General features: G+C 60.5%; 13 protein-coding genes. 8 read left to right on the forward strand and 5 right to left on the reverse strand.

Annotation, left to right across the window (positions count from 1 at the left end; genetic code table 11):
• The first annotated feature begins 5 nt into the window (after window positions 1-5).
• From ACOXXX_RS20960 to ACOXXX_RS20990, 7 genes are all read left to right on the forward strand, one after another.
• Entirely contained in the window at window positions 6-1040 is a 1035-nt protein-coding gene (locus tag ACOXXX_RS20960; protein WP_422828580.1) for a LacI family DNA-binding transcriptional regulator, read from the forward strand.
• 8 nt (window positions 1041-1048) lie between these two features.
• On the forward strand, window positions 1049-2038 hold the full coding sequence (locus tag ACOXXX_RS20965; RefSeq protein WP_422828581.1) for an ester cyclase: 990 nt from the start codon (window positions 1049-1051) through the stop codon (window positions 2036-2038).
• Between the two features lie 134 nt (window positions 2039-2172).
• Window positions 2173-3141: a cupin domain-containing protein gene (locus ACOXXX_RS20970; protein WP_422828582.1), complete on the forward strand. Its 969-nt coding sequence runs from the start codon at window positions 2173-2175 to the stop codon at window positions 3139-3141.
• Window positions 3142-3161: 20 nt separating this feature from the next.
• Window positions 3162-4286: a cobalamin-independent methionine synthase II family protein gene (locus ACOXXX_RS20975; protein ID WP_422828583.1), complete on the forward strand. Its 1125-nt coding sequence runs from the start codon at window positions 3162-3164 to the stop codon at window positions 4284-4286.
• Complete coding sequence (locus ACOXXX_RS20980) at window positions 4283-4978, forward strand: alpha/beta fold hydrolase (RefSeq protein ID WP_422828584.1); 696 nt, start codon at window positions 4283-4285, stop codon at window positions 4976-4978. The genes ACOXXX_RS20975 and ACOXXX_RS20980 overlap by 4 nt, the downstream gene beginning before the upstream one ends.
• Window positions 4975-5670, forward strand: coding sequence for an RraA family protein (locus tag ACOXXX_RS20985; RefSeq protein ID WP_422828585.1), 696 nt, complete (start codon window positions 4975-4977; stop codon window positions 5668-5670). Before ACOXXX_RS20980 ends, ACOXXX_RS20985 begins: the two co-directional genes overlap by 4 nt.
• Window positions 5671-5784: 114 nt before the next feature.
• Entirely contained in the window at window positions 5785-6174 is a 390-nt protein-coding gene (locus tag ACOXXX_RS20990; protein WP_422828586.1) for a hypothetical protein, read from the forward strand.
• Window positions 6175-6271: 97 nt separating this feature from the next.
• Here the strand turns inward: ACOXXX_RS20990 and ACOXXX_RS20995 are convergent, their stop codons facing one another.
• The 4 genes from ACOXXX_RS20995 to ACOXXX_RS21010 form a co-directional block, all read right to left on the reverse strand.
• Window positions 6272-7234, reverse strand: coding sequence for a pirin family protein (locus tag ACOXXX_RS20995; protein ID WP_422828587.1), 963 nt, complete (start codon window positions 7232-7234; stop codon window positions 6272-6274).
• A gap of 85 nt (window positions 7235-7319) precedes the next feature.
• A complete protein-coding gene (locus ACOXXX_RS21000; RefSeq protein WP_422828588.1) occupies window positions 7320-7619 on the reverse strand; it encodes a GNAT family N-acetyltransferase in 300 nt (99 codons plus the stop codon).
• 118 nt (window positions 7620-7737) lie between these two features.
• Window positions 7738-8346, reverse strand: a complete 609-nt coding sequence (locus ACOXXX_RS21005) for an alpha/beta hydrolase (protein ID WP_422828589.1) — start codon at window positions 8344-8346, stop codon at window positions 7738-7740.
• A gap of 11 nt (window positions 8347-8357) precedes the next feature.
• A complete protein-coding gene (locus tag ACOXXX_RS21010) occupies window positions 8358-9290 on the reverse strand; it encodes a ring-cleaving dioxygenase (protein WP_422828591.1) in 933 nt (310 codons plus the stop codon).
• A gap of 114 nt (window positions 9291-9404) precedes the next feature.
• Between ACOXXX_RS21010 and ACOXXX_RS21015 the strand changes: the two genes are divergently transcribed.
• Window positions 9405-10325 carry a LysR family transcriptional regulator gene (locus tag ACOXXX_RS21015; protein WP_422828590.1) on the forward strand — a complete coding sequence of 307 codons (921 nt, stop codon included), beginning with the start codon at window positions 9405-9407 and terminating at the stop codon, window positions 10323-10325.
• A gap of 351 nt (window positions 10326-10676) precedes the next feature.
• Here the strand turns inward: ACOXXX_RS21015 and ACOXXX_RS21020 are convergent, their stop codons facing one another.
• Window positions 10677-10802, reverse strand: coding sequence for an integrase core domain-containing protein (locus ACOXXX_RS21020; RefSeq protein WP_422828592.1), 126 nt, complete (start codon window positions 10800-10802; stop codon window positions 10677-10679).
• Window positions 10803-10895 lie beyond the last annotated feature (93 nt).

Raw genomic sequence — 10895 nt, forward strand, 5'->3', positions numbered from 1 at the left:
GAGGCATGACCGAAACCAGGATCACATCGCTCGACGTAGCTCGGCTGGCCGGTGTCAGTCAGTCGGCAGTCAGCCGGGTCTTTACCCCCGGCGCTTCGGCGTCAAAAAAAACTGTAGAGAAGGTGCGAAGGGCCGCCGAAGAGTTGGGCTACCGCCCCAACATCCTCGCTCGGGCAATCGTGTCAGGCAAGAGCCGGATCATCGGCCTGGTGGTCGCGTACCTGGAAAATCAGTTCTATCCGGAAGCACTGGAAAAGCTGTCGAACGCTCTGCAGCAGGAAGGATACCATGTCCTGATCTTTCTCACCTCGCAGAAGCACGGCAAGATCGATGACGTAGTTGACGAGATGCTCGACTACCAGGTTGACGGGATCGTCTTTGCTTCGGTTGCGATGTCTTCTGACATCGCAAAGCGCTGTCAGAACGTCGGCGTGCCTGTCGTGCAGTTTAACCGCCGTGAAGACCGCAAGGGTATTGCCGCCGTTACATCCGAGAATTTTGCTGGTGGCAAAGCGGTTGCCGAGTTTCTATTGGCAGGCGAACACGCACGGATTGGTTATATCGCTGGCTGGGAAGGCGCCTCCACGCAACGCGACCGCGAGGCAGGTTTCCTCGAGGGTCTGAAATCGGCGAAACGCGCCCTGTTCGCGCGTGAAGTCGGGAACTTCGATTTCGAACAGGCGAAGGCGGCCACCCGCGCCATGTTCGACGTTCCAAATGATCGCCGACCAGACGCGCTGTTCGTCGCCAACGACCACATGGCCTTCGTTGCGATGGATGTGATCCGGCACGAATTATGCCTGAGCATTCCCGGCGAGGTATCCGTAGTAGGATTTGACGACGTGCCTTTGGCGGCATGGCTATCATATAATCTGACCACCGTGCGCCAGCGCGCCAAGCTGATGGTCGAGGAAACCGTCAGGGCGCTGCTCGCGCAGATCGAAGCCATCGATACCGCCATTACCCGAAACATCGCTGTCGAGGCTCCGCTGATCGTGCGCGGATCTGCCCGCATTCCTGAAGGATGGACTGACAAATGAACACTCCGATGAAGGGTTTTGACCCGAAATTCGTCGATTTTCCCGATTACATCATTGGGATCACCAAAGAGATCTGGGAAGATCGCGGCATCGCGACCCTGCATGATTATTACGCGCCGGAGATCGTGGTGCGGTCGCCTGCTTCTGTCGTGGTCGGCAATCAGGACGTGATCGGCGCAACCATGGCGACGCTGGCCGAGTTTCCCGACAGGACGCTATTTGGCGAGGACGTGATCTGGTCCGGCACGCCCGAGGCGGGAATGCTGTCGTCGCATCGGCTGCATTCGACCGCGACCCATGCCTATCCCGGCGTTTATGGCGCGCCCACGGGCAAGCAGTTGCACTACCGTATCCTGGCCGACTGCCACGCCATTGACAATCAGATCAACGACGAATGGCTGATCCGCGATCAGGGCGCCATCGTGCGGCAACTGGGCTGGGAGCCCAAGGAATTCGCCCGCGACCTCATCGCCCGCGAGGGCGGGCCGGAAGCCTGCGTGCAGCCGCTGACGCCAGCTAATGACGTTGTCGGCCCTTACAAGGGGACGGGCAACGACAACGAATGGGGTCAACGCCACGCAGACATCCTGACGCGGATCATGGGCGCGGATTTCACGGTGATCCCAGAAGCCTACGACCGTGGCGCGAACCTCTCCTATCCCGGCGGGCTGGAGACGCTGAGTTTTGAGGGCGCCGACCGGTTCTGGATGGGCCTACGGGCGGCCTTCCCCAATGCCACGTTCACGATCCACCACACGATTGGGCGCGAGGACCCGATGATGCCGCCGCGCTCGGCCATCCGTTGGAGCCTCCATGGCAAGCATGAGGGCTGGGGCGCCTTTGGCACTCCAACGGGTGCAGAGGTCTATGTTCTAGGGATCAGCCACGCCGAATTCGGCGCATTGGTTGGCGGGGCGCCAAAACTGCGTCGCGAATGGACCCTGTTCGATGAAACCGCGATCTGGAAGCAGATCCTTCTGAAGACGGGTGAATTGTGATGCCTTCGCCGTCCGAGGCTCTGCGCCGCCGTCACGGCTATCTCGCCAGCCGAAGGGCACGGCGGCTGAACCTGCGGCCGCCGGGGCAGGGGTCTTTCACCTTCTGACCCCAACCGAATAACAGGAACAGTCTCATGACACCTCAGGAAATCGAAAAACGCATCGTCCGTTACGGCGATCTGCAACCTTGTAAAACTGCCTTCATCGACGCCCACACGCCGGGCAGCGACCAGAAGGAGAACTTCACCATCATCGGCGGTGGTGTGTCCGAGTCGCCCGACCAGCATGTCCACATCGGGGTCCCACACGGATTCAATATTGGCGCGGCCGGCCAGCCGCCCAAGTGCCGAAACTCCCTGCATGATCACCATACGGCCGAGGCATTCTTTGTTCTTTCCGGCCGTTGGCGCTTCTTCTGGGGCCGCTGGGGCAGCGCTGGCGAAGTGGTGCTGGAAGAGGGCGACATCTTCAACATTCCCACCGGTATATTCCGCGGCTTCGAGAACATTGGCACCGATTACGGGATGATCATGGCGATCCTCGGCGGCGACGATGCTGGTGGCGGCGTGATGTGGGCGCCGCAGGTGATCGAGGATGCAGCCGATCACGGGCTGGTGTTGGGCGAGGACGGCAAGCTCTACGATACCAAGCGCCAGCAGCGTCTGCCGGACGGGGTGAATCCGATGCCGCTGATGTCCGAGGAAGAGCTGGCCAAGCGGCCTGAACCCACCACGGCCGAGGTCCTGCCTAACCACGTCGCCCGGTACTGGGACATGGTGGCGCTGTCCGACAAGGCACCCTGCAAGGTGATCGGCGAAACCGGTCTGCTGAAGGACAAGCCCGGCTTCGAGGTCGATTTCATCACCCGTGCCTCGGCCACCGACACCAAGCACAGTCACGATCGTCCGTCAGTCTTGATGCCTGTCAAGGGCCACTGGCGCGTGGATTGGGACGGCGGGTCGGCGACGATTGCCCCCGGCGACACCATGTCGGTGCCCGAGGGCCTTGCCCATTCTGCCGTTCCTTCCATGACCGGCGAAGCAGCGCTTTATCACATCGTGGGCACCGAAGATCCGGCTGGGCCCAGCTGGACCGGGAACTGACACGAGAAGGGAGAGCCCGCATGAGTAAAATTCAGACGACCCATGTGGGCTCTCTGCCCCGCAGCCAAGATGTGGTCGACTTCATCTTCGCCCGCGAACGGGGCGAGGCTTTCAATCAGGCGGATTTCGATGCGTGCATGACCGCCGCCGTGTCCAAGACGGTCGGCAGACAGACTGATGCTGGTATCGACATCGTCAGCGATGGCGAGACGTCGAAGATCAGTTATGCAACTTATGTCAAAGATCGCTACACCGGGTTCGACGGAGACAGCCCGCGCAATGCGCCGGCCGACCTGAAGATGTTTCCCAGCTTCCTCGAGCGGATCGCCAACGACGGCGGTACGCCGCAATACGCGCGGCCCATGTGCGTGGGCGAGGTGCGGTCGAAGGGGCAGGACGAACTGGAAAAGGATATCGCAAACCTCAAGGCGGCGATGGTCGAACACGGGGCGGCGCGCGGCTTCATGAACGCCGCCTCGCCCGGTGTGATTTCCCTATTCCTGCAGAACGACTTCTATCCGACACGCGACGCCTATCTTGCGGCGCTGGCCGATGCGATGAAGGCCGAATACGAGACCATCGTGGCCGCCGGACTGGACCTGCAACTGGATTGTCCGGATCTGGCGCTTTCAAGGCACATGCTCTTCACCGATCTTTCCGACGCGGAGTTCGTCAAAGTCGCCGATGCCCATGTTGAGGCGTTGAACCATGCGCTATCCGAGGTACCGCAGGAGCGTGTGCGGGTTCATATCTGCTGGGGCAATTACGAGGGGCCACATTGCTGCGACATTGGGATGGAGAAGGTCTTCGACACGCTGATGCGGACGAAGTCCCGCTATGTGCTTTTTGAGACGTCGAACCCGCGCCACGCCCATGAATGGACGGTTTTCCGCGACCGCAAGGCCGATATTCCCGACGACAAGGTGCTGGTGCCCGGTGTGGTGGATACGACGACAAATTTCGTCGAACATCCGCAGGTCGTGGCCCAGCGGATCGAGCGTTTCACCGGGATCGTGGGCACCGAGCGCGTGATCGCGGGCAGCGATTGCGGTTTTGGTACCTTTGCCGGCTTCGGCGCGGTGGACCCGGATATCGCCTATGCCAAGCTAGCAGCGTTGACCGAAGGCGCCGCGTTGGTCGGATGACACCGCTTGTATTCCTGCCAGGCATGATGTGCGATGCGCGACTGTTCGGCCCGCAGACCGCATATTTCTCGGGTCGCCGGGTTGTTCATCACGCGCCGATCTCAGGTGCGGACAGTATGCAGGCTCTGGCAGCCGAGGTGCTGACCCAAGCGCCGGAACGGTTCGCGCTCGCCGGGCTTTCGATGGGCGGGATCGTCGCGATGGAGGTCCTGCGGCAAGCGCCGGGCCGTGTCGAACGCATCGCGCTGCTTGACACCAATCCGTTGGCCGAGGCCGACACCGTCAAGGTCAGGCGTGGGCCGCAGATGGACAAGGCTGGCGCAGGCCGCATGGCCGAGGTCATGCGCGACGAGATGAAGCCGAACTACCTCGTGGATGGTCCGGGCAAACAGGCCTTGCTGGATCTTTGCATGGAGATGGCAATTGATCTCGGGCCGGAGGTCTTCATCCGGCAGTCCATCGCCCTGCGCGATCGCCCGGATCAAAGCGAGACGCTGCGTGGTTTCGACGGACCGGCTTTGGTGCTTTGCGGGCGGCACGATACTCTCTGCCCCGTAGCGCGGCACGAGCTGATGGCCGGTCTGCTAACGGGCGCGACACTCGCGATCATTGAGGGTGCGGGGCACATGCCAACTCTGGAAAAACCGAACGAGACAAATGCAGCGCTTGAACGCTGGCTGGAGAGAACATGACACCCGAACTTCTGGACCTTCTGCGCAAGGTCGACACGCCCACTGTCTGCAACGCCATCGAAGTGATCGAAGGCAAGCGCGGCTTTGATCGTTTCACACGCGGCACGGTTCTGTGCAGCGACCCGCAAGCGGGCGCAATTGTAGGCGTGGCACGCACCGCAAAGATTGCCGCCGCTGCCCCGCCGGACGAGGCGCCGGAAGTGATCAAATCGAGGCGGATGGACTACTACCGTCATATGGCGACAGGAACCCGGCCTGCTCTGGCGGTGGTCGAGGACCTCGACGGCGCGAATGCCGTCGGCGCCTATTGGGGCGAGATCAACACCACAGTGCACAAGGGTTTCGGCCTCACCGGGGCGCTCACCAACGGCGTGATGCGAGACCTTGGCGACCTGCCTGAGGGTTTTCCGGTTATCGCCGGCTCCATTGGTCCGAGCCATGCTTTCGTCCATGTGCGCGAGATCGGCACACCGGTCACAGTTTTCGGTTTGACCATTGCTGACGGCGATTTGGTTCACGCCGACCGTCATGGGGCACTTGTGATCCCACAGGACTACGTTGCCGAGCTGGCAGCCGCGATCACCAGGATGCAGGGCACCGAGGCCATCGTGCTGAACGCCGCCCGCCGACCGGGGTTCGACTTCGACGCATTCGAAGCCGCCTGGACCGCCTTCGAGAAGGCCCGAACCTGAATCTGGGGGCTGTGACCCGGATTGGCGGGATCGGACCTCCAACTGGCAGGATTGTCACCCGGACCGGGGTCAGCCTGCCACCTCGACTGTAAAACCTCGACAATGGAACCCCACATGCCCCGCCTCCTTCGTTTCGGCCTCCTGGCCTGTGTCGCCTACTTCGTCTGCATGGCGATTGCGCATTTCTTCGGGATCAAGGTTCCGATCCTGTACGTCTATTACGATACTCCGTTCTACGCCTATCAGGACAAGATCATCTCTTTCGCGGTGCTCAGCTATGTCGGCCTGTTCTATGCCGCTTCACGTGACATCAAGGTCGTTCCAATTGCCTTGACCGTACTCGGCCTCACTGCGCTTGGACTCGCATCGGTTAACATGACCGATACATTGGCATCCGTGCTGACCGAGGAACAGTCGACATGGCCCTACTGGGCGCAGACCGGCATCATCGCAGGCCTTTGGGTTATTCTGACCGTCCTTTACCTGAGGCGGTCAGACACCTGACCGCCGCCCAGCGGAAGAGACCTATGCCAGCACAGTCCCGCTGGTGTGCTGCGCTTTGATCCCTTCACTTTGGCCCGGCAACGGAACCAGCGGGCGGCTACCAGTCGCGCGGTCGCGTGCGTTCAAGCTCTGGGCTGATTTCGATGAATTCTTCCTCGTCGCCCGGTGGCAGTCTGAAGGGACCGTTCGACCAATCGGCCGCCTTCCAATCTTCCTTGGCCTGCTCGATCCGGTCCTTCGAGGAGGACACGAAGTTCCACCAGATGTAGCGTTTCTCGTTCAGCGTCGCGCCACCAAGGGCCATGAGCCGTGCCCCCTGCTGCCCAGCCTTGACCGAAATACGGTCACCTGGACGAAAGACCATCATCCGGCCGGCCTCGAACGTGTCGCCGCTCACCTCGATGCTGCCGTCCGACACGTAGATGCCGCGATCCTCGTGATTGTCGGGCATGGGGAAGGACGCGCCGGGCTCGAGAATGACGTCGAGATAGAAGGTTTCGGATTGCATGGTGACGGGGCTGGTTTTGCCATAAGCCTCGCCAAGGATCAGCCTGGCAGTAGCACCACCGTCCTGAAACTGCGGCAGCGCGTTCGCCTTGTGATGTTCGAAATCCGGCGCCATCTCCTCGCGGTCTTCAGGCAGGGCGATCCAGGTCTGGATGCCGAACAGCTTGTGGCGCCCTGCACGGGTCTCGTCGCTTGTGCGCTCGGAGTGAGTCACGCCGCGCCCAGCCACCATCCAATTCACTTCCCCGGGATAGATCATCTGGTGGGTGCCAAGACTGTCACGATGCTCGAACTCGCCTTGATAGAGATAAGTCACGGTGCCGAGACCGATATGGGGGTGTGGACGCACGTCGATACCGCCATCGGTGATAAACTCGGCCGGACCCATCTGGTCGAAGAAGATGAACGGCCCCACCATTTGCCGTGCAGGCGAGGGCAGGGCGCGCCGCACCTCGAAGCCACCCAGATCGCGGGCGCGCGGGATGATCAGCGTTTCAATTTCGCCGGTGTGCCCCAGCGGGCATACGGGGTTGTGTGTCGGGTTCCAGCTCATTTTCGTCCTTTCTTTCGATGGCGATCCTCTTGCCGGGCGCCTGTGAACGAGTCTTCATAAGGGTGCCCTACGACCGGCCCTTTGTTTACCACTGGATTACGTCTTCCAGCTCGTCCCGGTGTTTCTGGGCATGGGCCCGAACAAAGGGGCAGAGAGGTACGATCCGCTGGCCGCGTTCCTGGGCATCGGCGATCAGCCGATCGGCAAGGCGGCGCGCCACGCCCATGCCTCTCATGCTGTCAGGCACGAAGGTGTGGTCAGCGATGATCAGTTTGGGCGTCACCTTTGACAGGGTCAATTCCGCCTCTCCCTCCGCCTCCGGTGTGGTTGCCACGTAGCGCCCCTTGCTCTCTGTTTCGGTATAATTGATCTGCACACTAGCCATGTTGCGGATTCCTTACTTCATGTGAAAACTGGGGCACGGCACTTCGCGCCCCGTGGTCTCTCATCGTCATGGCGCGGTCGATGAGCAGGTGACATCTCTCTTGAGCATTCCGGCGGCATCACACGGCCGAGAAAAGGGCTTGCAGGGCCAAAAGCTCAGGTTGGCGCAAGTCATGCCCGCCATCGTGGATCTCGGTTGCGACCTCTGCGTCCTGTTTCGCGTACCAGTCGATCAGACCTTCGGTCAGCGGCCAGGGGCAGATCGGGTCGCGCCGACCAGCCGTTATGAGAACGCGGGTTCCGGCAAGGCCAGGTTTCGGCGTCGGTGTCCAGGGGATGAGCGGGTGCAGCAGCCCGACCCGGTCGAACAGGTCTGGGTAGGCCATAGTGACCGAGGCAAGGATATTGGCCCCGTTGGAATAGCCGAACCCGTAGACCGGGCTGCCCGGGTTCTTTGCCTTGTGCTCGGCGACGTAACACGCCATCGCCTCGGTCCGCCGTGCGAGGTCTTCCATGTCATAGACGCCTTCGCTTGTCCGGCGGAAAAAGCGTGCGGCGCCCATCTCTGAGACGTCCCCTCTGGGTGAGACGATGCCTGCTCCGGGGAGAAGCTGCCCGGCGAGATCGAAGAATTGCGTCTCGTCCCCGCCGGTGCCGTGGAAGGCAAAGATCAGCGGTGTGCCCTTTTGGGGAGGCTTGGTCAGGGCCTTGTAGGTGTCCGTCAGCATGGAACTGCTCCTTATGCGGCGATCGAGGGCAGCAGCCCTTCGATCTGGGCGCGGTGCGGCTCATACCGGGTCGGCAGTTTCAAAGCCTCGCCGAGATGGGCGATGTCCTCGTCCCGGTCAAACCCGGGTTCGTTGGTTGCCACCTCAAAGAGCACACCACCGGGGGTCCGGAAGTAGATCGCCCAGAAGTAGTCCCGGTCGATCACTGGGGTGACCTGGTAGCCTGTGTCCATCAGCGCACGGCGCACCTCTAGCTGTGCCGCCCTGTCTTCTACGGCAAAGGCAATGTGGTGGACCGATCCAGCGCCTTGTTCGGCCGTTCTGGCACCGGGCAGTTCCTCGATGTCGATGATATCCGCCGCGTTGCCGCCTTCGATCCTGTAGCGCGTGACAGCGCCATCTTTTTCATCCTTCTGGTAACCCATGAAGGTCAGAAGCTCGCCGGTTGCGGCCGCATCGCGCAGGCTGAACCGTGCGCCATGAAAGCCGAGGATGCCCGCGTCTTGCTGCACATCCGTCCCGGACCAGGGCGTGCGTCCGCGCACATCGCTTTCCACCAGCGCAAAGCCGTCTCCGTCCGGGCCGTTAAAGGTGAGGCGTGCTTCCCCCAGGAAGTTGCCTTCGGTCAGACCGGTCACGCCTTGCGCGGCGAGGCGATCTTTCCAATAGCTCAACGCGCCTTTCGGGACGGCGAACTCGGTCACACCAACCTCGCCGGTGCCACGACGGCCTTTGGGCATCTGGCCGAAGGGGAAGTAGGTCATGACCGAGCCGGGCGTGCCGATCTCGTCGCCGTAATAGAGGTGATAGACCTCGGGTGCGTCGAAGTTTACCGTCTTCTTGACCCGGCGCAGGCCAAGCGTATTGGTGAAGAAGGCATTGTTTTCGCGGGCATCGCTTGCCATCGAGGTGACGTGGTGCAGGCCCTTGATTTCCGTGATCATGTCTTTGCCTCTCTCATCGGCTGCTTTTGTTGAGAACAAGGTAAGGCAAAACATAGTTGCGATTAATCGAAATTATATTGCATTAATTATTGTCACAAATGTAATAACCTGCACATGCAGGACATTAAGCCTATCCGGGTATTTCTGACGGTGGTTGAGCTCAACAGCTTTGCCGCCGCTGCCCGCAGCCTCAAAATGACACCGGCCTCGGTCACGCGCATCGTGGCTCGGTTGGAAGAAGATCTCGGCCAGCAGCTTCTGGTACGCACTACGCGGCAGGTCTCCCTGACGACGGCTGGGGCGATGGTCGCCGCACGCTATCGACCCGTTGTCGCGGATTTTGACCAGGTTACCGAAGAAGTTTCCCGAGCAGTTCGACCGGATCGCGGACGGCTATCGATCAACGCGCCGATGTCACTTGGCATGCGGCTGATGCCTTCTTTGATTGACCGGTTTCGGCTGGCTTTTCCAAACATCACGTTGGAAGTGCACTTGACCGATTCGCTTGTCGACATCGTCGAGGAGCGCTGCGATCTGGCAGTGCGCATTTCGGGCCCACCAAGCGATAAATCGACTATTTGGCGCAAGGTCTGCGAAGTCCCGCGTCACCTGGTGGCGGCACCCGCGTTGTTCAATCGAGTCCCTCGGCCCGAGTCGCCGGAGGATCTCGATCCGGCCGTGTGCATGTCCTATTCGTCGACGGGAGAGGCCGAAAGCTGGAAGCTCAGCTATGGCGGACGAACCCGAAATGTGTCTGCTGGGGTCTCGGTCGTCAGCAATAACGGCGACTTTCTGTACGAAATGGCCAAAGCCGGGAATGGCATCGCGCTTCTACCAGACTTCATCGTCAGCGATGGCATTGAATCTGGCGAGATCGAATCCGTTCTGAGTGATTGGACCGCTCCACCCCTTTGGCTGACTCTGTTCTATCCGCCTTACGAGGTGCTTCCGCCGCTGGTAGCGACGTTCACGGATTTCTTCGAAACACACCTAAGGGAAGCCACCGGGTTGAATTTCGAAGCAGTTCGCCAATGAAATAAAGCAGAGGCTACATAGTGCCCGGGTTATCACGGCCGCATCTTTTCGCGGGGCCGTTAGCTTTTCAATGCGAGAAGACGAAAATTGTTTGGCCGTTCGGCGTTTCCGGCGCCGCAAGTCACGAAGATGTCGCCTGTGCCGAAGCGACGTTGGCAACAATGGGACTAAATGAAAAATACAAGTTGCGCCCGCGCGTAACACAACGATTAGAGACATGCCGACAAAGTAAAATTGACATAAGCTAGGCTCACGGGCGCCCACGAAGCGCGCCCATACTTAACATAAACTTCATTATGCGTCTTTGCACTTAGTGTTGATCAGCCCCAGTTGAGTGGTCCGATCTGATTGTTAGTGCATGACTGGCCTTTGGTCCATCTGAACGATGGCTTCTGGCGCTGGCGGGCGGTAGCCCAGAGCACTATGTGGGCGTTTCGTGTTGTAGTGATCAGCCCCAGTTGAGTGGTCCGATCTGATTGTTAGTGCATGACTGGCCTTTGGTCCATCTGAACGATGGCTTCTGGCGCTGGCGGGCGGTAGCCCAGAGCACTATGTGGGCGTTTCGTGTTG

Origin of the sequence: Thalassococcus sp. BH17M4-6, assembly GCF_049323015.1 — a bacterium.
GTDB lineage: Bacteria > Pseudomonadota > Alphaproteobacteria > Rhodobacterales > Rhodobacteraceae > Puniceibacterium.